The organism is Devosia indica, assembly GCF_003056405.1.
GTDB lineage: Bacteria > Pseudomonadota > Alphaproteobacteria > Rhizobiales > Devosiaceae > Devosia > Devosia indica.
The window spans coordinates 77524-96466 of record NZ_PYVZ01000004.1 but is presented as its reverse complement, the minus strand read 5'-3'; the positions used below and the strand labels follow the sequence as shown (position 1 = coordinate 96466).

At 60.7% G+C, this 18943-nt stretch carries 29 protein-coding genes; 2 read left to right on the top strand and 27 right to left on the bottom strand.

The window, feature by feature from the left end; all coding sequences use genetic code 11:
• Window position 1: 1 nt before the first annotated feature.
• From DDE76_RS05340 to DDE76_RS05320, 5 genes are read right to left on the bottom strand one after another with little or no spacing between them, the layout of a single operon-like run.
• Entirely contained in the window at window positions 2-667 is a 666-nt protein-coding gene (locus DDE76_RS05340) for an HAD family hydrolase (protein ID WP_104894202.1), read from the bottom strand.
• Window positions 664-1653, bottom strand: a complete 990-nt coding sequence (locus tag DDE76_RS05335) for an RluA family pseudouridine synthase (protein WP_104894201.1) — start codon at window positions 1651-1653, stop codon at window positions 664-666. Before DDE76_RS05335 ends, DDE76_RS05340 begins: the two co-directional genes overlap by 4 nt.
• Window positions 1650-2033, bottom strand: coding sequence for a fluoride efflux transporter CrcB (gene crcB / locus DDE76_RS05330; protein ID WP_104894200.1), 384 nt, complete (start codon window positions 2031-2033; stop codon window positions 1650-1652). The genes DDE76_RS05335 and crcB overlap by 4 nt, the downstream gene beginning before the upstream one ends.
• A gap of 3 nt (window positions 2034-2036) precedes the next feature.
• Entirely contained in the window at window positions 2037-3359 is a 1323-nt protein-coding gene (locus DDE76_RS05325; protein WP_104894199.1) for a replication-associated recombination protein A, read from the bottom strand.
• Between the two features lie 34 nt (window positions 3360-3393).
• Entirely contained in the window at window positions 3394-4776 is a 1383-nt protein-coding gene (locus DDE76_RS05320; protein WP_104895017.1) for a Do family serine endopeptidase, read from the bottom strand.
• A gap of 288 nt (window positions 4777-5064) precedes the next feature.
• Between DDE76_RS05320 and DDE76_RS05315 the strand changes: the two genes are divergently transcribed.
• Window positions 5065-6246 carry a type III PLP-dependent enzyme domain-containing protein gene (locus DDE76_RS05315; protein WP_104894198.1) on the top strand — a complete coding sequence of 394 codons (1182 nt, stop codon included), beginning with the start codon at window positions 5065-5067 and terminating at the stop codon, window positions 6244-6246.
• Window positions 6247-6312: 66 nt separating this feature from the next.
• Window positions 6313-6858, top strand: coding sequence for a P-loop NTPase family protein (locus tag DDE76_RS05310; RefSeq protein WP_104894197.1), 546 nt, complete (start codon window positions 6313-6315; stop codon window positions 6856-6858).
• Here the strand turns inward: DDE76_RS05310 and DDE76_RS05305 are convergent.
• From DDE76_RS05305 to rplV, 22 genes are all read right to left on the bottom strand, one after another.
• Window positions 6839-7870, bottom strand: coding sequence for an NAD-dependent epimerase/dehydratase family protein (locus DDE76_RS05305; protein ID WP_104894196.1), 1032 nt, complete (start codon window positions 7868-7870; stop codon window positions 6839-6841). The two genes, DDE76_RS05310 and DDE76_RS05305, sit on opposite strands and share 20 nt — an antisense overlap.
• A gap of 75 nt (window positions 7871-7945) precedes the next feature.
• Entirely contained in the window at window positions 7946-8368 is a 423-nt protein-coding gene (rplQ, locus tag DDE76_RS05300) for a 50S ribosomal protein L17 (protein ID WP_104894195.1), read from the bottom strand.
• Window positions 8369-8400: 32 nt separating this feature from the next.
• A complete protein-coding gene (locus DDE76_RS05295; protein WP_245891818.1) occupies window positions 8401-9426 on the bottom strand; it encodes a DNA-directed RNA polymerase subunit alpha in 1026 nt (341 codons plus the stop codon).
• Window positions 9427-9521: 95 nt separating this feature from the next.
• Window positions 9522-9914: a 30S ribosomal protein S11 gene (gene rpsK / locus DDE76_RS05290; protein WP_046104437.1), complete on the bottom strand. Its 393-nt coding sequence runs from the start codon at window positions 9912-9914 to the stop codon at window positions 9522-9524.
• 154 nt (window positions 9915-10068) lie between these two features.
• On the bottom strand, window positions 10069-10437 hold the full coding sequence (gene rpsM / locus DDE76_RS05285) for a 30S ribosomal protein S13 (RefSeq protein WP_104894193.1): 369 nt from the start codon (window positions 10435-10437) through the stop codon (window positions 10069-10071).
• 174 nt (window positions 10438-10611) lie between these two features.
• On the bottom strand, window positions 10612-11181 hold the full coding sequence (locus DDE76_RS05280; RefSeq protein WP_104894192.1) for an adenylate kinase: 570 nt from the start codon (window positions 11179-11181) through the stop codon (window positions 10612-10614).
• The gene (gene secY, locus DDE76_RS05275) at window positions 11178-12515 is read right to left on the bottom strand and encodes a preprotein translocase subunit SecY (protein ID WP_104894191.1); all 1338 of its coding nucleotides are present in this window, start codon (window positions 12513-12515) and stop codon (window positions 11178-11180) included. The genes DDE76_RS05280 and secY overlap by 4 nt, the downstream gene beginning before the upstream one ends.
• 135 nt (window positions 12516-12650) lie before the next feature.
• Window positions 12651-13151 (bottom strand): 50S ribosomal protein L15, encoded by a 501-nt coding sequence (gene rplO, locus DDE76_RS05270; RefSeq protein ID WP_104894190.1) that lies wholly within the window; start codon window positions 13149-13151, stop codon window positions 12651-12653.
• Window positions 13152-13166: 15 nt separating this feature from the next.
• Window positions 13167-13355 carry a 50S ribosomal protein L30 gene (gene rpmD / locus DDE76_RS05265; protein WP_104894189.1) on the bottom strand — a complete coding sequence of 63 codons (189 nt, stop codon included), beginning with the start codon at window positions 13353-13355 and terminating at the stop codon, window positions 13167-13169.
• A 21-nt stretch (window positions 13356-13376) separates the two neighbouring features.
• The gene (gene rpsE / locus DDE76_RS05260; RefSeq protein WP_104894188.1) at window positions 13377-13910 is read right to left on the bottom strand and encodes a 30S ribosomal protein S5; all 534 of its coding nucleotides are present in this window, start codon (window positions 13908-13910) and stop codon (window positions 13377-13379) included.
• Window positions 13911-13930: 20 nt separating this feature from the next.
• A complete protein-coding gene (gene rplR / locus DDE76_RS05255; protein ID WP_104894187.1) occupies window positions 13931-14293 on the bottom strand; it encodes a 50S ribosomal protein L18 in 363 nt (120 codons plus the stop codon).
• A 12-nt stretch (window positions 14294-14305) separates the two neighbouring features.
• The gene (gene rplF, locus DDE76_RS05250) at window positions 14306-14839 is read right to left on the bottom strand and encodes a 50S ribosomal protein L6 (protein WP_104894186.1); all 534 of its coding nucleotides are present in this window, start codon (window positions 14837-14839) and stop codon (window positions 14306-14308) included.
• Window positions 14840-14886: 47 nt separating this feature from the next.
• Window positions 14887-15285, bottom strand: coding sequence for a 30S ribosomal protein S8 (gene rpsH / locus DDE76_RS05245; RefSeq protein ID WP_056308241.1), 399 nt, complete (start codon window positions 15283-15285; stop codon window positions 14887-14889).
• 13 nt (window positions 15286-15298) lie between these two features.
• Entirely contained in the window at window positions 15299-15604 is a 306-nt protein-coding gene (gene rpsN / locus DDE76_RS05240) for a 30S ribosomal protein S14 (RefSeq protein ID WP_104894185.1), read from the bottom strand.
• Window positions 15605-15636: 32 nt separating this feature from the next.
• The gene (gene rplE, locus DDE76_RS05235; RefSeq protein ID WP_104894184.1) at window positions 15637-16194 is read right to left on the bottom strand and encodes a 50S ribosomal protein L5; all 558 of its coding nucleotides are present in this window, start codon (window positions 16192-16194) and stop codon (window positions 15637-15639) included.
• Complete coding sequence (gene rplX / locus DDE76_RS05230; protein WP_104894183.1) at window positions 16187-16498, bottom strand: 50S ribosomal protein L24; 312 nt, start codon at window positions 16496-16498, stop codon at window positions 16187-16189. Before rplX ends, rplE begins: the two co-directional genes overlap by 8 nt.
• On the bottom strand, window positions 16498-16866 hold the full coding sequence (gene rplN, locus DDE76_RS05225) for a 50S ribosomal protein L14 (protein ID WP_104894182.1): 369 nt from the start codon (window positions 16864-16866) through the stop codon (window positions 16498-16500). The genes rplX and rplN overlap by 1 nt, the downstream gene beginning before the upstream one ends.
• Before the next feature lie 64 nt (window positions 16867-16930).
• The gene (gene rpsQ, locus DDE76_RS05220; protein ID WP_104894181.1) at window positions 16931-17176 is read right to left on the bottom strand and encodes a 30S ribosomal protein S17; all 246 of its coding nucleotides are present in this window, start codon (window positions 17174-17176) and stop codon (window positions 16931-16933) included.
• Window positions 17177-17188: 12 nt separating this feature from the next.
• Entirely contained in the window at window positions 17189-17383 is a 195-nt protein-coding gene (rpmC, locus tag DDE76_RS05215; protein ID WP_104894180.1) for a 50S ribosomal protein L29, read from the bottom strand.
• Between the two features lie 11 nt (window positions 17384-17394).
• Window positions 17395-17808 carry a 50S ribosomal protein L16 gene (gene rplP, locus DDE76_RS05210; protein ID WP_104894179.1) on the bottom strand — a complete coding sequence of 138 codons (414 nt, stop codon included), beginning with the start codon at window positions 17806-17808 and terminating at the stop codon, window positions 17395-17397.
• Between the two features lie 15 nt (window positions 17809-17823).
• Complete coding sequence (rpsC, locus tag DDE76_RS05205; RefSeq protein WP_104894178.1) at window positions 17824-18561, bottom strand: 30S ribosomal protein S3; 738 nt, start codon at window positions 18559-18561, stop codon at window positions 17824-17826.
• A complete protein-coding gene (gene rplV / locus DDE76_RS05200) occupies window positions 18561-18941 on the bottom strand; it encodes a 50S ribosomal protein L22 (RefSeq protein ID WP_067453330.1) in 381 nt (126 codons plus the stop codon). Before rplV ends, rpsC begins: the two co-directional genes overlap by 1 nt.
• Window positions 18942-18943: the final 2 nt, after the last annotated feature.

Here is an 18943-nt window from a genome sequence, read left to right as displayed (position 1 = left end):
TTCAGTTCTCCAGAATGCTGTCTATGGCCGCCGGAAGGTCCTCATAGCCTTCGATCAGCATATCGGCCCCCGCGCCGCGCAGTTCAACTGCGTCATGGTATCCCCAGGTGACCCCTATGGTCCTGGTGCCGGCGGCCTTGCCCATTTCCATGTCGAATGTCGTGTCGCCGATGATGACGGTGCGGTGCTTCTCCGCACCGGTCTCGGCCATAGCCTGCAGCATCATGCCCGGATGAGGCTTGGACGGATTATTGTCCGGGGTCTGCAACGTCACGAAGTGGTGAGCGATGTTATGCAGTTGTGTCAGCCGATGAACCCCGTTCAGGCCCTTGCCGGTTGCAATCCCCATAACCACCTCGGATTGCGCGGAAAGGTGCTCAAGGGCTTCGCGTGCGCCGGGGAACAGGCCTTCGCGCCCCTCGGCGGCCACCAGCGATCCGCGATAATGTGCGCGGTACCGTTCGGACAGCCGCTCGGCGAGGTCGTAATCGTCCCGGCCGAGCAATTGCAGCATTGCCTTGGGCAGGGACAGTCCAATGATCCTGCGCACCGCACCTGGCCCAGGGACATCCAGGCCCGCCTCTGCAAAGGTTGTCGCCATGTGCTCGGCAATCAGCGCCTGGGTATCGATCAGCGTGCCGTCCATGTCGAACATGACAAGTTTCACGCCCCGGACTCCGGATCGGTATTTTGTGCATCATAGCGATCCGGATCGAACCCGAGCGCTTCAAAGCTCTGCCGCATATGCGGCGGCAGCGGCGCGGAGATATCGATCTTCTTGCCGTTGCGCAGTGGCAGCGCGATGCGCCGGGCGTGCAGGTGCAACCCCTCCCCCAGACCCGGCGCTGCCTGCCAGTTCTCGATGTTGAAATAGCGCGGATCGTCGATGATCGGCGTACCGAGCTGGGCCATGTGCACGCGCAACTGGTGGGTCCGGCCGGTCACCGGCTTCAGCGTCACCCAGGCGAAGCGCCGGCTCGCGGTATCAGTGGTGGAATAATAGCTCGACGAATGCACGGCACCAGGCGCGCCATTGCGTACCACAACCATCTGCTCTCCGTCGGTCGTGGCCTGCTTGGCCAGAAAGCAGGAAATCTCGCCCTGCCGTGGCGACGGATTGCCCGCAACGATTGCCCAATAGATCTTGCGCGCAGAACGCGACCGGAACACGGACCCGAAATGCTTGGCCGCGGCTGCTGTCTTGGCAACAACAAGGCAGCCGGAGGTGTCCCGGTCCAGCCGATGCACGAGGCGCGGGGCCTCGCCGGCCTTGTTGGGCAGGTTTTTCAGCAGTCCATCCATATGCCGGACGGTGCCGCTGCCCCCCTGCACGGCAAGGCCATGGGGCTTGTTGAAGACATACAGATCGTCATCCTCATAGAGGATCAGGTCTTTGAGGAACCTGACATCTTCGAGGTTCGGCTTGAATGCGCGGACGGTATCCGGATCGTCAATCGGCGGAATGCGGACAATCTGCCCCTCGGCCAGACGCGTACTGGTCTGCACCCGCCCCTTGTCGACACGCACCTCGCCATTGCGAATGAGCTTCTGCAGTCTTGCAAAACCAAGCTGCGGAAAATGCCGGGCAAACCAGCGATCAAGCCGCATCCCGTCATCGTCCGCCGTTACATCGCGATGTTGTACGCCACTCATGCTGCGCCGCCTCTTGTTACCAGCAGCCCGAGATATAGCCCGGCGAGGCAAACCACAACCGACAAGGCGATATAGACCATGGCCTGCGTCAATGCCCCGCGCTCGATCAGTGTTATGGTATCGAGCGAGAAGGACGAGAATGTAGTGAAGCCGCCAAGAATGCCGATGGCAATGAACAGCCTGATCTCATTGGACATTTGCGGTGTCGTGCGCGCCAGGATTCCAATCAGCAGACCCATCACCGTCGAGCCGATCACGTTGACGGCCAGTGTCCCGAGCGGAAAGCTCGTGGGCCAGAGCCGCCCCACGGCCACCGACACACCATAGCGCGCCATGGCCCCAAGGGCACCGCCGGCACCGACGAGAAGAACAGCCTGCATCCCTTAGTCCTCGCTATCAGCGCTATTTTTTGTCACGCGGAGCCGGGCGAAATAGTCCATCCGCTTGCGCAGATCACGCTCGAACCCGCGCTCGACAGGATGATAGAAATCCTGCCGTCCGATCTTTTCCGGGAAATACTCCTGTCCCGAAAAGGCCTCTGGCGTGTCGTGATCATAGATGTAGCCATCGCCATAGCCCTGCCCCTTCATCATCTTGGTGGGGGCATTAAGAATGACTTTGGGCGGCATGGGCGATCCGGTGGCCTTGGCAACGGACACGGCCGCCTTGTATGCGGTATAGACCGCGTTCGATTTGGGCGCGAGGGCCAGATAAACCACCACCTGCGCCAGCGACAGCTCGCCTTCAGGCGAGCCGAGCATCTGATAGGCGTCGCGGGCGGCTACTGCCAGGGTCAGCGCCTGTGGGTCGGCCAGCCCGATATCTTCCGACGCCATTCGGATCAGGCGGCGCGCCAGGAACAGCGGATCTTCCCCCGCATCGAGCATGCGGGCGAAGTAATAAAGCGCCGCGTCCGGGTCGGAGCCGCGAATGGTTTTGTGCAGGGCCGAAATCAGGTTGTAGTGGCCGTCCTGCGCCTTGTCGTAAATCGGCGCCCGGCGTTGCACCACTGAAAGCAGGCTGGTCGGATCGAGCACCTCTTGCGGGCCCGCGGAAGCCAGGATCTCTTCGACCAGGCCAAGCAGCGCGCGGCCATCCCCATCGGCCAGTCCCAGCAGGGTCGCGCGGGCTTCATCCGTTAGTGGAAGTGCCGCACCCAAGAGACTCTCGGCACGCTGCAAAAGGCTTTCCAGATCATCCGGGCCGAGCGACTCAAATCGCAGCACCTGGCTGCGCGACAACAGCGCAGCATTGAGCTCGAAGGACGGATTTTCTGTCGTCGCCCCCACCAGCACCACGGTGCCGTCTTCCATCACCGGCAGGAAACTGTCCTGCTGGGCGCGGTTAAAGCGATGGATTTCATCCACGAACAGCAAGGTCTGGTGACCGGACATGCGCTCAAAGCGCGCTTTCTCGAACACCTTCTTGAGGTCCGCAACGCCGGAAAAGATCGCCGAAATCTGCTCGAAGCGATAGCCGATCTGGTCGGCCAGCAGACGCGCGACCGTGGTCTTGCCAGTGCCCGGCGGTCCCCACAGGATTAGCGAGCCCAACCGGCCCGAAGCCAGCATGCGCCGCAGCGTGCCCCCCTCACCCAGAAGGTGGGTTTGCCCGATCACCTCATCGAGGCTGAGCGGCCGCAATTGGTCGGCCAGCGGGCGGGCCTTGTCGGTTTCTGATGGAGCGGCAGCGAAAAGGTCAGACATGCCCCTTCCCTAGCAGACCAGAATGCGTCGTGCATCAACCAGAAACAATCGCCCGGGTTACCCGGCCATCACGCTGCAGGATGATCTGCCAGGTGCGCACCCGCTGGCTGGCGATCTGTTCGAAGGTAGCCGCATCGACCACCTCGATATCGTTGAGTGCGAGAATGACATCATCGACCTGCAATCCCATCGCCTCGGCCGGAGATCCGGGCTCGACCGCGGTCACCAGCACGCCCTTGGCGTCGTATGGCAACCCTTGCTGCTCGGCCAGGGCCGGATCGAGCTGCCGCACGCTCACCCCTGAAAATCGCGAGCTGGCGGAAATAGTGGCCAAGGCAGTGCCATCAGGCTGCGCCGCCGCTTCTACCAGGAACGATACGGTCTCGGTTGAACCCCCACGCAACCGCTCCATCTGCGCCTCCGCCCCCAGGGACCGCGTTGCAAGGCGGAAATTGAAGGCGCTGGGATCATCGACACGCTGGCCATCAATGGAGAGGATCACGTCTCCGGACATGAAGCCGGCCCGTTCCGCCGGTCCTCCCGGGGCCACCTCTGTAATCATCGCCCCATGTGGCGCCGCCATGCCCAGGCTTGCTGCGATGTCGGAACTGACCGGCTGCATCTTGGCGCCGAACCAGGGGCGCACGATCTCCCCGCCATTGACGCCCGCCTCGGCCACCAGGCGCGCCATGTTCGCAGGGATGGCAAAACCGATCCCGACCGACCCGCCGGTCTGGGAATAGATGGCGGTGTTGATGCCCACCAATTGCCCGTTCAGATCGACAAGCGCGCCACCGGAATTACCCGGATTGATCGCGGCGTCAGTCTGGATGAAGAACTCATAATCACTTGCCTCGACGCCTGTGCGTGCCAGGGCGGAGACAATTCCGCTCGTGACTGTCTGGCCTACCCCGAACGGATTGCCGATTGCCAGCACCAGATCGCCCACGAGCAAGTCATCGCTGTTGGCAAAGCTGACGGCCGGAAAATCCACGCCGCCATTGTCGCGGACGCGCAGCACAGCGAGATCCGTCTGCTCGTCTTCGATCACAACATCCACGTCGAACTCGCGGCCATCACTGAGCGCGATGCGCACATCGGTCGCACCTTCAATCACATGCCGATTGGTCAGGATAACGCCACTGCTCTCAACGATGACGCCCGAGCCCAGCGACCGGGATTCGCGTGGCCGGCTTTGCAAGTAGCGCTCGCCGAAGAAACGGGAAAAGAAGGGGTCATTGGCAAAGGGTGAAACCGCCCGTTGCTCGATACGCGTCGCATAGACATTGACCACCGAGGGCGACACCGCCTGCACCACGGGCGCAAAACTGAGCTTTATTTGTGCATCGCTTCGCGGAATGGCACGTTGCGTTTCAGAGGAGTTGGTCTGCGCCGTTTGGGCCAGGCTTGGTTGCATGCCGTTCCAGGGCGTCAAGGCGAGGGTACCCGCGCCCGCCAGGGCAACAAGGGCTATGCAGGAAAACACCAGCGAACGCAAAGACATGGCCAATCCTTCGGAATCAGTTTGTGAGCCGAACCACAGGCTGTGGACAGCGCGACCAGAACACCCCGAATCTGTCACGAAAATGACGCCTCAACATTGTTGGCTTGCAGTCCAAATAAACATTTGCGCCCAGGGGCACATGGCCCTATACGCAGCGCTCAATTTTCCCCTGACCTCCAGCCCCGAAAGGCCTGTTGTCCAATGACTGACGAGCCGAAGACCATTCATGCCAACACCTCGGCATTGATTGCTGCTGAAGCCCCCGACTTCCCCTCCTTCCTGTTCTCGGAGCGCGAGTTTCGCAGGGCCATCGGGGTGTTCCAGAAGGGGTTCGACGGGCTGCTGACCTACGCCGTCAAATGCAATCCCAGCCCGCATGTCATTGCGCAGCTCCATGCCGAGGGCCTCAAGGCCTTCGACGTCGCCTCCAATACCGAAATGGAACTGGTGCGCGACTACGCTCCCGGCGCGGTGATGCACTACAACAACCCGATCAAGAACAAGCGTGAAATCGAACGCGCCTATGACGAGTTCGGGGTGCGCAGCTTTACCATCGACCACCCCCAGCAGCTCGACCAGCTTGCCTCCATCGTCTCGCCCAGCCGGGACGTCGAGGTAACGACCCGCTTCAAGGCCGGCAAGGCGCTCAAATCCTACGATTTCGGCATCAAGTTCGGCGTTATGGAACAGTCTGCGGCCGAAATCGTGACCGCTGTCGAGAAGATGGGCTATACGCCCAGCCTCTGCTTCCATGTCGGCAGCCAGTGCGAAGACGCCTATGCTTATGAGCGCCATATCGCCGCGGCGGCACGCATTGTCGAGGAGGCCCGGATCGATCTCAAGCGCCTCAATATCGGTGGCGGCTATCCCGCTCCCTACCCGACCAGCGAAGCGCCGCCAATGGACTATTATTTCGAGACCATTGCCGAGGCCGTGGCCGAGCACTTCCCCAACAAGGCCCCCGAGCTCATCATCGAGCCAGGCCGGGCCCTTGTGACCTCTTCTACCTCGCTCCTGCTGCGTGTGAAGCATCAGCGCGGTGGCCAGGCCGTCTATGTCAATGACGGCGCCTATGGTGCGCTGATGGAAGTCAAGTTCATGCACTTCACCCCGCCGGTGCGCGTCTGGCGCGGCCCGCGCCTGCACGACAACAATGGCGAGTTCTCCGAATTCACCATGTGGGGCCCGACCTGCGACAGCTATGATGTGCTGCCCCAGGTTTTCACCCTGCCCAGCGATATCGACGAGGATGACTGGATCGAGTTCGGCCTGATGGGCGCCTACACCCAGGCCTCGCTGACCCCGTTCAACGGTTTCGACCGCCGCGACCAGTTCTGGGTCGACAGCATTTACACCGGCAAGGACATGGCACCGGCCGAGTAGCCAAGTCGTGACCTATTTTCGCCGCCCCGGCGCGCTGGGGCGGCATTTTTGTCTCTGGGGACAGCTATGCATGAATTCATGCCGATCAAGGATCTTGGTCGCCGCATTATCATCATGGGGCCGACCAATGCGGGAAAGTCAACGCTGGCAGTCGCCCTTGGCGACAAGCTCGGTGTCCCGGCCTTGCATCTCGACCTGTTCCGCCACTTCCCCAACACCGATTGGGAACAACGGCCTGACGACGAGTTCGCGGCACTGCACGATACTGCCATCACCGGGCCGGAATGGGTCATGGACGGCAATTACACGAAACTGTTGCCGCAGCGTCTCGCGCGGGCCACCAGCATTATCGTGGTCGATGACCATCTCTGGCGCCGCTACTGGCGCTATTTTCGGCGCACATTGGGGCAGACCCCGCGTGCTGGAGCGCTTGACGGCGGCAAGGACTCGATCAAGTGGGACATGATCCACTGGCTCTGGCACACACGCAATGCCGCCCGAGTGAGCCAGCAGCGGGCAACACAGTCCGGTTTGCCCCATATCCTCCTCCGGGATCAGGCCGAACTGCAGGCCCTCTACAAGGCCTGGGACCTCACACTGACTTCGTTTTGAGCAGCCCCAACCGGATCGCGCTGTCCGCCGCGCTCAGAATGGCCTCCTCATTGGATCGGTAGGGCCGCCCAAGCAGCGCCTCACCCTTGCTGCCATCGAAATGCTTCTGGTTGCCGACATCGTTGATGATCTGGCGCACCGGTCCACCCAATGCCGCCAGGATACGGATGATCCAGTCCGGCACCACCTTGATGGTTATCTTGCGCTCCGGATAAGCGCGTCGAAGCACATCCGCAACTTGCTCAAACGTCATGAACGGTCCCGTGCAGAGATAACGCTGGCCGATGCTCTCGGGCTTATCGAGGGCCGCCACATGCATGGCGGCGACATCGCGCACATCGCTGATGGCAAAACCGATCCGCGCCATGGCCGGCGTGCTGCCGTCCAGCAGGCCCGTTACCAGGCCCAGCGAGATCGACGTGTCCTTGTCCGTCGCCGGCCCCAGTATGGCGCCGGGATGGATCGTCGTCAGTTCCATGCCATTGCTCCCCGCAAAGGCCCAGGCCGCCCGCTCCGCCAGCGTCTTGCCGATGCAATAGGCCCAGGAGCGCCTCATGGTCTCAATACTGGTAAAATCCGCCTCCGTGTAGCGCCGCACACCCCGCTCATGCCCGAGACCATAGCCGACCGTGGCAATGGACGAGGTCATGATGACCCGCTTGACCCCAGCAGCATGCGCATGTTGCAACACCCGCTCCGTGCCCTCCACCGCAGGCCGCACGACAAGGCTGGCATCCCTGGGCTCTTCGGCCACGATGGCGGCCGCAACATGCATCACCGCATCGACGCCCGCCATGGCTTCAGACCAACCGGCATCCGAGAGCAGATCGGCCTCCACGAGTTCGAGACCCGCTTCCCGCTCAGGCGCAAGAACGCGAACCGCCTCCCAGATACCAGGCACCTTGCCCTGCCCCCGCACCGTCCCCCGCACGCGGTATCCGGCGGCTAATAGCTGCCCAATCAGATGCTTGGCGACAAAACCAGAGGCCCCGGTAACTAGGATGATCTTCATGGTTCGCTCCCCCAAACGAAAAAGGCGGCCCGGGATATCCCAGACCGCCTCAAATCACTGTCTTGCCGACAAGACTTACGCCGCTTCGGCTTCGTCGTCCTGCGTAAAGACCGGACCGGAATCCTGGCCCTTGGCATCAACGTCGCGATCGACGAACTCGATCACGGCCAGCGGGGCATTGTCGCCATAGCGGAAGCCAGCCTTGAGAATGCGCAGGTAGCCGCCCTGGCGTTCGGCATAACGCGGGCCAAGCACGGCAAAGAGCTTGGCGACCATGGCTTCGTCGCGGATCTGGGCGATGGCCTGGCGGCGGGCATGCAAATCGCCGCGCTTGCCCAGGGTGATGAGCTTCTCGACGATCGGACGCAAATCCTTCGCCTTGGGAAGCGTGGTGACGATCTGTTCGTGCTTGATCAGCGCGGCGGACATGTTCGCAAACATCGCCTTGCGGTGCGATGCGGTACGGCTGAACTTGCGGCCTCGGGAAGCGTGGCGCATGGGTTATCTCCTAAAGTCTGGTCAGCGCCGGATCAGTAATGATCTTCGTAGCGCTTGGCGAGGTCATCGATATTCTCGGGCGGCCAGTTGTTGACGTCCATTCCGAGATGAAGCCCCATCTGTGCCAGGACTTCCTTGATTTCATTGAGCGACTTGCGGCCAAAGTTCGGCGTCCGCAGCATCTCGGCTTCCGTCTTCTGGATCAGGTCGCCGATATAGACAATGTTGTCGTTCTTCAGGCAATTGGCCGAGCGGACCGACAGCTCCAGCTCGTCGACCTTCTTGAGCAGCGCCGGGTTGAAGGCGAGTTCCGGGACAGCATCCTGGGCCTTTTCCTTGGTGGGCTCTTCGAAATTGACGAAGACCGAAAGCTGATCCTGCAGGATACGGGCAGCATAGGCCACCGCGTCTTCTGGCGAAATCGCGCCATTGGTCTCGACCGAAAGGGTCAGCTTGTCCTTGTCCAGGCTTTCGCCGGCACGGGTCGCATCAACCTTGTAACTCACGCGGCGAACCGGCGAGAACAGCGCATCAACCGGAATATAGCCGATCGGTGCGTCCTCGGGACGGTTCTTGTCGGCGGGGACGTAGCCCTTGCCGGTGTCCACGGTGAACTCGATATTGATCTCGGCACCGTCGTCGAGGTGGCAGATGACCAGCTCGGGGTTCAGCACTTCAATGTCGCCGGTTACCTTGATGTCGCCAGCAGTGACGGCACCGGGGCCCTGCTTGGAGAGGGTCAGGCGCTTTGGGCCTTCGCCACCCATCTTCAGGGCGATTTCCTTGACGTTGAGAACGAGATCGGTGATGTCCTCGCGCACGCCGGGCAGCGAGGAGAATTCGTGCAGAATGCCGTCAATCTGGATAGCGGTCACTGCCGCGCCCTGAAGCGACGACAGCAGCACGCGACGCAGGGCATTGCCCAGGGTAAGCCCGTAGCCGCGCTCAAGCGGCTCGGCAACCACCGAGGCCACGCGCGCGTTGTCGCTGCCCGAAACAATGTCCAGCTTGGTCGGCTTGATCAGTTCCTGCCAGTTCCTCTGGATCGTCACGGTAATGTCCTTTCAATTTAGCGGCCATTTCGGCCGCTCCGCCGCATACACAATAGAACTCCCGGCCCATTCAATCGGCCGGGAGACTTCCAATCGTCCTGTTAGACGCGGCGCCGCTTGCGTGGACGGCAGCCATTGTGCGGAATCGACGTGACGTCGCGGATCGAAGTGACATTGAAGCCAGCGGCCTGCAGAGCACGCAGTGCCGATTCACGGCCCGAACCCGGACCGCGCACTTCGACCTCAAGGGTCTTCATGCCGTGTTCCTGGGCCTTCTTGGCCGCATCTTCAGCAGCAACCTGAGCAGCATAAGGGGTCGACTTGCGCGAACCCTTGAAGCCCATCACGCCCGAGGACGACCACGAAATCGTGTTGCCCTGCATGTCAGCGATGGTGATCATCGTGTTGTTGAAGGAGGCGTTCACGTGAGCGACGCCCGAAGTGATATTCTTGCGCTCCTTGCGACGGACGCGCGCGACTTCAGTCTTAGCCATTACTATCCTCTAGGATATCGGCGCTGCCGTAATTCCAGCAGCTCCACCACGGAAGAAGCGGTCCAAGTCTGCCCGGCAAGTTCTGGCGAACTCCGGAAAGGCTTGACCCGCCGCTCCCAATTCAAAAGACCACCCCGCAAGCGCGGGGCGGCAATTACTTCTTCTTGCCGGCGATCGGCTTCGCCGGACCCTTGCGGGTACGAGCGTTGGTATGGGTGCGCTGACCACGGACCGGCAGGCCACGACGGTGGCGCAGACCACGGTAGTTACCCAGATCCATCAGGCGCTTGATGTTCATTGCAACATTGCGGCGCAGGTCACCTTCCACGACATAGTCGCGGTCGATGGCTTCACGGATCTGAATCACTTCAGCGTCGGTCAGCTCGTTGACGCGGCGCTCCGCCGGAATGCCGGCACCCTCAGTAATGTCCTTGGCGAACTTTTCGCCGATCCCGTGAATATACTGTAGCGCGATAACCACGCGCTTATTCGTCGGAATGTTGACGCCAGCAATACGAGCCACGTCTGCTCTCCTTCATTCACACGCGCCATCCCGGCGGGTGCCTTTAAACAACAAGGGACCGGATTTCGACCCCCAACTAAGGGAGAACCGAATCCAGCCCAATGATCCATGAGACTGGTGCGGTTCTTTAAGGATAAGACCGGGCAGAGTCAACTGCCCTACCCGGCCTATTGTTCACTTGCCCAGGGCACTCTTGATGGCCGCTGCGACCTCTTCGACGGGCGCCATCCCGTCGACGGGCTTCAGCAGGCCCTTGCCGGCATAGTATTCCACCAGCGGCGCAGTCTGTTCCGAATAGACACCGAGGCGCTTGCGCAGCACTTCCTCATTGTCATCGGCACGGGCGCCGCCCGATTCCTTGGCGCGATTGATGACGCGCTTCACCAGCTCGTCAGCTTCCGCCTTGATCTCGATGACGGCATCAAGCGCGATTCCCTTGTCCGCAAGCATCTGATCAAGTGCCTCGGCCTGCGCAATCGTGCGCGGGAAGCCATCCAGGATAAATCCGGGCCTGCAGTCTTCCGCGTCCAGCCGCTCGGAAACTATGCCATTGACGATGGTATCGGAAACCAGGTCGCCCCGATCCACGATCGCCTTGGCTTCCAGGCCCAACGGAGTCTTGGCAGCAATGGCGGCGCGCAGGATGTCGCCGGTTGAAAGCTGGGGGATGCCGTAGGCCTCCACCAGAATCTTGGCCTGTGTGCCCTTCCCCGCCCCCGGGGGTCCCAACAGGATCAACCTCATCGACGCTTGCCTCCTCCAAGACGGGATTTCTTCAGCAGCCCTTCATATTGCTGGGCCACCAGATGGCTCTGGATCTGGGTGATCGTATCGAGCGTGACCGTTACCATGATCAGCAGCGACGTACCGCCGATGAACTGGCTCACCGCAAGCTGGCTGAACAGCACTTCCGGGATCAACGCCACGACCGTCAGATAGATCGCGCCGACCACCGTGATGCGGGTCAGCACATAATCGATGTGCTGCGCCGTCCGCTCACCCGGGCGAATACCCGGAATGAACCCGCCGGAGCGCTTGAGATTGTCGGCGGTCTCGGTCGGGTTGAACACGATTGCCGTATAGAAGAAGGCGAAGAAAATGATGAAGAACGCGAACAGCGCCAGATAGAGGGGCTGACCGCGACCCAGCAAGGCCGTCACCGTCGTGAGCCAGGCCGGCGCATTGCCCTGGGCTGCAAACGAGGCGATGGTCGCCGGCAGCAGCAGCAGGGAAGAACCGAAAATCACCGGAATAACGCCGGACGTGTTCAGCTTGAGCGGCAGGTGCGAGGTATCGCCCTGGAACATCTTGTTGCCGACCTGGCGCTTTGGATACTGAATCAGCAGCCGACGCTGAGCGCGCTCAAAGAAGATGATGACTGCGATCACCACCAGGGCCAGCACCAGCATGCCGAGCCCGGCGAGCGCAGGAATAGCCCCCGTCCGCGCAAGCTCCAGCGTCTGTGCAACGGTTGCAGGCAGGTTCGCCACGATACCAGCGAAGATGATCAGCGAAATGCCGTTGCCGACACCGCGCGCGGTGATCTGCTCGCCCAGCCACATCAGGAACATGGTGCCACCCACCAAGGTAATCACCGTGGAAATGCGGAAGAACCAGCCCGGATTGAGCACAACGCCCTGGCTGCCCTCAAGGCCAACGGCAATGCCATAGGCCTGCACTGCACAGAACAAGACTGCCAGATAGCGCGTATACTGGTTCATCTTGCGCCGCCCGGCCTCACCCTCCTTCTTGAGAGCTTCAAGACGCGGGGACGCGGTAGACACCACCTGCACCACAATCGATGCAGTAATGTAAGGAATAAGGTTCAGGGCGAAGATTGCCATGCGCTCGACAGCGCCACCGGCAAACATGTTGAACATGCCGATGATGCCCTGCTGCGACTGTTCGAATGTCGCGCGGAACGCATCAGGGTCAATTCCCGGAACAGGAATGAAAGTGCCCAGACGATAAACAAGCAGCGCTCCAAGTGTAAACAGGATGCGCTGCTGAAGGGCTTTCGCCTTGGAAAAGGTCGAGAAACTGAGATTACGTGCGAGCTGTTCGGCTGCGGACGCCATATAATTCGCTCCTACGGCTTGGATGCCAGGTGCGCTCGGAGCGCTGGAGACGCATATATGGGATATGTGCCGGCCAGACGCAACAAACCATAAGAACGCACCCGGCGTCATGCCGGGTGCGCCCTGCCAAGTGAATTACTCGGCGCGCGGGGCCTTCTTCCAGGTCTCCTTGACCGGGATAAGGTCGAGCTTGCCGCCAGCCGCTTCAATGGCCGCAGCAGCACCCTTGGTGGCATAATCAACCTTGAAGGTGACCTTCTTGGCCGAGAACCCTTCCGAACCGATCAGGCGCACGCCGTCCTTGGGACGACGGATAACACCAGCGGCGATTAGGGCAGCAGCATCCACGACAGCCTTGGCATCGAGCTTGCCGCTGTCGATATAGGCCTGGATCCGGTCGATGCGGACTTCATTGAAGTCGCTCGGGTTCCAGGCGTTGAAGCCACGCTTTGGCATACGCATGTGAAGGGGCATCTGGCCGCCTTCAAATCCGTTGATGGCGACACCGGAGCGAGAGGTCTGGCCCTTCACACCGCGGCCACCGGTCTTGCCGACGCCCGAACCGATACCACGGCCCACTCGAACGCGGGTCTTGTTGGCACCAGGATTATCGCGAAGTTCGTTCAAACGAGTCATTGATCCGACCTTCCTTTACTCGCCGACGACGCGGACGAGATGCGGGATCTTGTTGATCATGCCGCGCACTTCGGGCGTATCAACCAGCTCACGCTGTTTGTTCATCTTGTTCAGCCCGAGACCGATCAGGGTCGCGCGCTGGCTCTTTTCACGGCGGATCGGCGAGCCGACCTGCTGGACAACGATGGTCTTGTCTTTTGCCATTGTACTTCTCCAGAGCCCCTATCAGGCTTCGACTGCAGCTTCGCCGCGGCGAGCCTGGAGTTCGGAAACCTTGATGCCGCGACGCGAGGCCACCGAACGGGGGCTGTCAACGCGCTTGAGCGCATCGAACGTGGCACGGATCATGTTGTAGGGGTTCGCAGTGCCCTGCGACTTGGCGACGATGTCGTTGATACCCAGCGTCTCGAAGACGGCGCGCATCGGACCACCGGCGATGATACCGGTACCCGGAACGGCAGCACGCAGGATGACCTTGCCGGCGCCGTGGCGACCGGTGACATCATGGTGCAGCGTACGGGCATCGCGCAGCGGAACACGGATCATCTGGCGCTTGGCCTGCTCGGTCGCCTTGCGGATGGCCTCAGGAACTTCACGGGCCTTACCGTGACCGAAACCGACGCGACCCTTCTGGTCACCGACAACGACGAGGGCGGCAAAACCGAAGCGACGGCCGCCCTTCACAACCTTGGCCACACGGTTGATGTGGACCAGGCGATCGACGAACTCGCTTTCGCGTTCTTGAACGTCTCTGCTCATATTTCTCTTCCTCGCCGTTGTTAGAACTGCAGGCCGCCCTCACGGGCAGCGTCTGCAAGGGCCTTAACACGGCCATGATAGATATAGGCGCCACGGTCGAACACGACTTCGCCGACACCAGCCTTCACGCCACGCTCGGCGATCAGCTTGCCAACGGCCACAGCCGCATCGGCGTTGCCACCGTTCTTGTGCGAACCGCGCACGTCCTTTTCCAGGGTCGAAGCGGCAGCCAGCGTACGGCCGGTCGTGTCGTCGATGATCTGGGCGTAAATGTTCTTGTCCGAGCGGAAAACGCTGAGACGGGGACGACCAAAGGCACGAGCCTTGAGCGCCTTGCGGACACGGGCCTTGCGGCGTTCCGCACCTTTTGCAGAAATAGCCATCTGTGGCGCTCCTTACTTCTTCTTGCCTTCTTTGCGGAAGACCTGCTCGTTGGCGTAACGCACACCCTTGCCCTTGTAGGGCTCCGGCGGACGCCAACCACGGATCTCAGCCGCAACCTGGCCAACCTGCTGCTTGTCGATACCAGTCACCACGATCTCAGTCGGGGCCGGAACAGCGAGGGTGATCCCCTGGGGAGCCTCATACACGACTTCGTGGCTGAAACCGAGCGAGAGCTTGACGTCCTTGCCCTGCATCGCGGCGCGGTAACCAACGCCCTGGATCGCCAGCTTCTTCTCGAAACCGGCGCTCACGCCCGTAACGATGTTCTGGATCAGCGCGCGGGTGGTGCCCCAGGCGGCGCGAGCTTCACGGGTATCGTTGGCCGGAGAAACGACGATACCGTCATCACCCTGCTCGACATTGACGATATCCATGAGCTGCAGGCTCAGTTCGCCCTTCGGGCCCTTGGCGCTGACGGTACGACCATTGATCGTTACCGTGACGCCGCTCACCGGGGCCACCGGTTTCTTGCCAGTACGTGACATAATGCTTCCTTGAGTAATCGTCTTGCCGATCCCCTAAGCCAATTGGCCTAGAAGACGCGGCAGAGTACCTCGCCACCCACATTGGCAGCCTTGGCTTCGTGATCGGCCATCACACCCTTGGGGGTGGAGAGGATCGAGACACCCAGGCCATTGGCAACCTGCGGAATATTCTTGACGGATGCGTACACCCGACGGCCGGGACGCGAAACGCGTTCGATCGTGCGGATAACGCCTTCATTGTCCGAGTACTTGAGTTCAATCTCGTACTCGGCAGCGCCGTTCTCGAACTTGGTCTCCGAATAGCCGCGGATGAAACCCTCGGACTGGAGAACGTCCAGCACACGACCACGCAGGGTCGAAGCCGGAGTCGAAACGGAATTCTTGCGACGCTCCTGAGCGTTGCGGATGCGGGTCAACATATCGCCGATTGGATCGGAAAAGCTCATTTGATGTTTCTCCTTACCAGCTCGACTTCACCAGACCCGGGATCTGGCCCAGGTTGCCCAGCTGACGCAGGGCAATACGGCTCATCTTGAGCTTGCGATAGTAACCACGCGGACGACCCGACACTTCGCAACGGTTGCGAATGCGGACCTTGGCCGAATTGCGCGGCAGTTCAGCCAGTTTGAGGCTGGCCTTGAAACGCTCTTCAATCGGAGCGTCCTGGTTCTTGACGGTAGCCTTGAGCGCGGCGCGCTTGGCGGCATACTGCTGAGCCAGAGCGGCGCGCTTCTTGTTCTTTTCGATGGAGCTGGTCTTTGCCATGTCCTGATCCTTTATCCCTTCCTCGGCGCCGCTTACTGGCGGAACGGGAAGTTGAAAGCCTTGAGAAGCGCACGCGCCTCATCATCGGTACGGGCCGTCGTGGTGATCACGATGTCCATGCCCCAGACCTGATCAATCTGATCATAGTTGATCTCGGGGAAGATGATGTGTTCCTTGATGCCCATGGCATAGTTGCCACGGCCGTCAAAGGCGTTCGGGTTGAGGCCGCGGAAGTCGCGGACGCGCGGCAGGGCGATATTCACCAGGCGGTCCAGGAATTCATACATGCGCGTCTTGCGCAGCGTGACCTTGACGCCCAGGGGCATGCCTTCGCGAACCTTGAAGCCGGCGATCGACTTGCGGGCGTGGGTGATCACGGGCTTCTGACCGGAGATCAGCTCGAGCTGGTCAGCGGCAGACTTCACCTTCTTGGTGTCGTTGACGGCTTCGCCAACGCCCATGTTCAGCACGATCTTGTCGAGCCGCGGCAGTTCCATCACGTTCTTGTACGCAAACTGCTCACGCAGGGCGGCCTTGATCGTGGTGTCGTATTCGGTCCGGAGACGCGGAATGTAAGCGGTCTCAGCCATCGATCTGATCTCCGGTGGTCTTGGCGACGCGGGTCTTCACGCCGTCCTTGATCTGGAAACCGACGCGGGACGGCTTGCCATCCTTGTCGGCGACCGCCAGGTTCGAAAGATGGATCGGCGCTTCCTTGGTGAAGATGCCGGCATCATTCGATGCAGTCTGCTTCTGGTGGCGACGAACCAGGTTGATACCCTGGACGATCGCGCGGGTTTCGGACGGAATGACGGACAGGACCTGACCGGTCTTGCCCTTGTCCTTGCCGGCCAGGACGATGACTTTATCGCCCTTCTTGATCTTGGCGGCCATTACAGCACCTCTGGGGCAAGCGAAATGATCTTCATCTGGTTCTTGGCGCGGAGTTCGCGCGGAACCGGTCCGAAGATACGGGTGCCGATCGGCTCTTTCTGATTGTTCAGAAGAACGGCGGCGTTCTTGTCGAAACGGATGACGGTGCCGTCGGGACGGCGGATGTCGGTTGCGGTGCGAACCACCACGGCCTTCATCACCTGGCCCTTTTTGACGCGGCCGCGCGGAATAGCGTCCTTGACCGAAACGACAATAATGTCGCCGACCGAGGCGTATTTACGATGCGAACCGCCCAGCACCTTGATGCACATGACACGACGAGCGCCGGAATTGTCCGCGACGTCGAGATTGGACTGCATCTGGATCATGACTGGATGCCTTCTAGTTTATCGGCTGCACCGTCACCCGGCGCGCCGACCTGAATTGTTTCTCTTACGCAGACGGCGACGAAGCCGGCACGAGCGACCAACGCTTGTTCTTTGAAATCGGCGCTGTTTCCTCGATCCACACGGTCTGACCGACCTTTGCCACATTATTTTCATCGTGGGCGTGGTACTTCTTGGAACGACGCACGGTCTTCTTCAGAAGCGGATGGGTGAAACGGCGCTCGACACGAACCACGATGGTCTTGTCATTGGCGTCGGAGACAACGGTCCCCTGCAAAACGCGCTTTGGCATGGGTGTGAATCCTTACTTAGCTGCGTTCTTTTGGCCGAGGACGGTTTTGATCCGCGCGATATCGCGGCGGACTTCCCGAACCCTGGCCGGCTTTTCCAACTGCTGGGTAGCGCGCTGGAAACGCAGGTTGAACTGTTCTTTCTTCAGGTCGACGAGCTGATCTTTCAGTTCGTCTGCGGTCTTGGCCCGCACATCACTGGCTTTCATGCTCGTGTTCCTTAATCGGCAATACGCGTGACAATACGCGTGGTGATCGGCAACTTCATTGCTCCGAGGCGAAGGGCCTCCTTTGCAACGTCTTCGGGTACGCCGTCAATCTCAAAAACGATACGACCCGGTTTTACGCGCGCAGCCCAGTACTCCACGGAACCCTTACCCTTACCCATACGGACTTCGGTAGGCTTCTTGGACACCGGCACATCCGGGAAAATCCGGATCCAGACGCGGCCCTGGCGCTTCATCTCACGAGTGATCGCGCGACGGGCAGCTTCGATCTGGCGGGCGGTGACGCGTTCCGGCTCGGTGGCCTTGAGTGCGTACTGACCGAAAGCCAGGGTGGTACCACCCTTGGCTTCGCCATGGATGCGGCCCTTGTGGGCCTTGCGGAACTTAGTTCTCTTCGGTTGCAGCATAATGAACTAACCTTCTTATGCGCGTTCGCGGTCGCGGTCGCCGCGTTCACGGCGCGGTTCGCGCTCAGAACGCTGACCACCTTCACCACCTTCGGTGGCACGACGCTCGTGGGCCGACGGATCATGCTCAAGGACTTCGCCCTTGAAGATCCAGACCTTGATACCGATGATGCCGTAAGTGGTTTCGGCTTCAGCAGTACCGTAGTCGATATCGGCACGCAGGGTGTGCAGCGGCACGCGGCCTTCGCGGTACCATTCGGTACGGGCGATATCGGCACCACCGAGACGACCACCAACATTGACGCGGATACCACCGGCGCCCATGCGGATTGCAGTCTGCACAGCACGCTTCATGGCGCGACGGAATGCCACACGGCGTTCCAGCTGCTGGGCAATGCCCTGGGCAACCAGCGTTGCATCGGTTTCCGGCTTGCGCACTTCAACGATGTTGATGTGCACTTCGCTGTCGGTGAACTTCTTCACCTTGGCGCGGATCTTGTCGATGTCAGCGCCCTTCTTGCCGATCACGATACCCGGACGGGCAGTGTGGATCGACACGCGGCACTTACGGTGCGGACGCTCGATGACGATCTTGGAGACCGCAGCGGCCTTCAGTTCCTTCATCAGCATGGTGCGGATCTTCAGGTCTTCCTGAAGAAGAACACCATATTCGCCCTTGTTGGCGAACCAACGGCTGTCCCAGGTCCGGTTGATGCCGAGGCGGAAGCCGATCGGATTGATTTTCTGGCCCATTATGCGGCCTCCTCAACTTGCCGGACAACAATCGTCAGGTGCGAGAATGGCTTCTCGATCCGCGACGACCGGCCACGGCCGCGAGCGGTGAAGCGCTTCATCACCAGCGAATTGCCCACATAGGCTTCAGCAACGACAAGAGCGTCGGTGTCCAGGCCGTGGTTGTTTTCGGCGTTGGCGATGGCGCTCTCGAGCACCTTCTTCACCTGGCCGGAGATGCGCTTATGGCTGAATTCGAGATCGGCCAAAGCCCGCTCGACCTTCTTGCCACGGATCAACTGCGCGACGAGGTTCAGCTTCTGAGGGCTGATGCGCAGCATGCGCAGGACAGCCTTTGCCTCGTTATCCTTGAGAGCGCGCTCAGTCTTAGGCTTGCTCATCT

Coding starts and splice junctions, on each gene's coding strand:
- rpsQ (WP_104894181.1), bottom strand. CDS start 17,176: ATGCCAAAGCGCGTTTTGCAGGGGACCGTTGTCTCCGACGCCAATGAC.
- DDE76_RS05325 (WP_104894199.1), bottom strand. CDS start 3,359: ATGTCTGACCTTTTCGCTGCCGCTCCATCAGAAACCGACAAGGCCCGC.
- DDE76_RS05310 (WP_104894197.1), top strand. CDS start 6,313: ATGCATGAATTCATGCCGATCAAGGATCTTGGTCGCCGCATTATCATC.
- rpsK (WP_046104437.1), bottom strand. CDS start 9,914: ATGGCTAAGACTGAAGTCGCGCGCGTCCGTCGCAAGGAGCGCAAGAAT.
- rpsE (WP_104894188.1), bottom strand. CDS start 13,910: ATGAGCAGAGACGTTCAAGAACGCGAAAGCGAGTTCGTCGATCGCCTG.
- DDE76_RS05335 (WP_104894201.1), bottom strand. CDS start 1,653: ATGAGTGGCGTACAACATCGCGATGTAACGGCGGACGATGACGGGATG.
- rplQ (WP_104894195.1), bottom strand. CDS start 8,368: ATGCGCCACGCTTCCCGAGGCCGCAAGTTCAGCCGTACCGCATCGCAC.
- rplX (WP_104894183.1), bottom strand. CDS start 16,498: ATGGCCGCCAAGATCAAGAAGGGCGATAAAGTCATCGTCCTGGCCGGC.
- DDE76_RS05320 (WP_104895017.1), bottom strand. CDS start 4,776: ATGCAACCAAGCCTGGCCCAAACGGCGCAGACCAACTCCTCTGAAACG.
- DDE76_RS05315 (WP_104894198.1), top strand. CDS start 5,065: ATGACTGACGAGCCGAAGACCATTCATGCCAACACCTCGGCATTGATT.
- rplP (WP_104894179.1), bottom strand. CDS start 17,808: ATGCTGCAACCGAAGAGAACTAAGTTCCGCAAGGCCCACAAGGGCCGC.
- rplV (WP_067453330.1), bottom strand. CDS start 18,941: ATGAGCAAGCCTAAGACTGAGCGCGCTCTCAAGGATAACGAGGCAAAG.
- rpsN (WP_104894185.1), bottom strand. CDS start 15,604: ATGGCAAAGACCAGCTCCATCGAAAAGAACAAGAAGCGCGCCGCTCTG.
- rpsH (WP_056308241.1), bottom strand. CDS start 15,285: ATGAGCTTTTCCGATCCAATCGGCGATATGTTGACCCGCATCCGCAAC.
- rplO (WP_104894190.1), bottom strand. CDS start 13,151: ATGACTCGTTTGAACGAACTTCGCGATAATCCTGGTGCCAACAAGACC.
- DDE76_RS05280 (WP_104894192.1), bottom strand. CDS start 11,181: ATGAGGTTGATCCTGTTGGGACCCCCGGGGGCGGGGAAGGGCACACAG.
- rplR (WP_104894187.1), bottom strand. CDS start 14,293: ATGGCTATTTCTGCAAAAGGTGCGGAACGCCGCAAGGCCCGTGTCCGC.
- secY (WP_104894191.1), bottom strand. CDS start 12,515: ATGGCGTCCGCAGCCGAACAGCTCGCACGTAATCTCAGTTTCTCGACC.
- rpmD (WP_104894189.1), bottom strand. CDS start 13,355: ATGGCAAAAGACAAGACCATCGTTGTCCAGCAGGTCGGCTCGCCGATC.
- rpmC (WP_104894180.1), bottom strand. CDS start 17,383: ATGAAAGCCAGTGATGTGCGGGCCAAGACCGCAGACGAACTGAAAGAT.
- rplF (WP_104894186.1), bottom strand. CDS start 14,839: ATGTCACGTACTGGCAAGAAACCGGTGGCCCCGGTGAGCGGCGTCACG.
- rplN (WP_104894182.1), bottom strand. CDS start 16,866: ATGATCCAGATGCAGTCCAATCTCGACGTCGCGGACAATTCCGGCGCT.
- rpsC (WP_104894178.1), bottom strand. CDS start 18,561: ATGGGCCAGAAAATCAATCCGATCGGCTTCCGCCTCGGCATCAACCGG.
- rplE (WP_104894184.1), bottom strand. CDS start 16,194: ATGGCTGAGACCGCTTACATTCCGCGTCTCCGGACCGAATACGACACC.
- crcB (WP_104894200.1), bottom strand. CDS start 2,033: ATGCAGGCTGTTCTTCTCGTCGGTGCCGGCGGTGCCCTTGGGGCCATG.
- DDE76_RS05305 (WP_104894196.1), bottom strand. CDS start 7,870: ATGAAGATCATCCTAGTTACCGGGGCCTCTGGTTTTGTCGCCAAGCAT.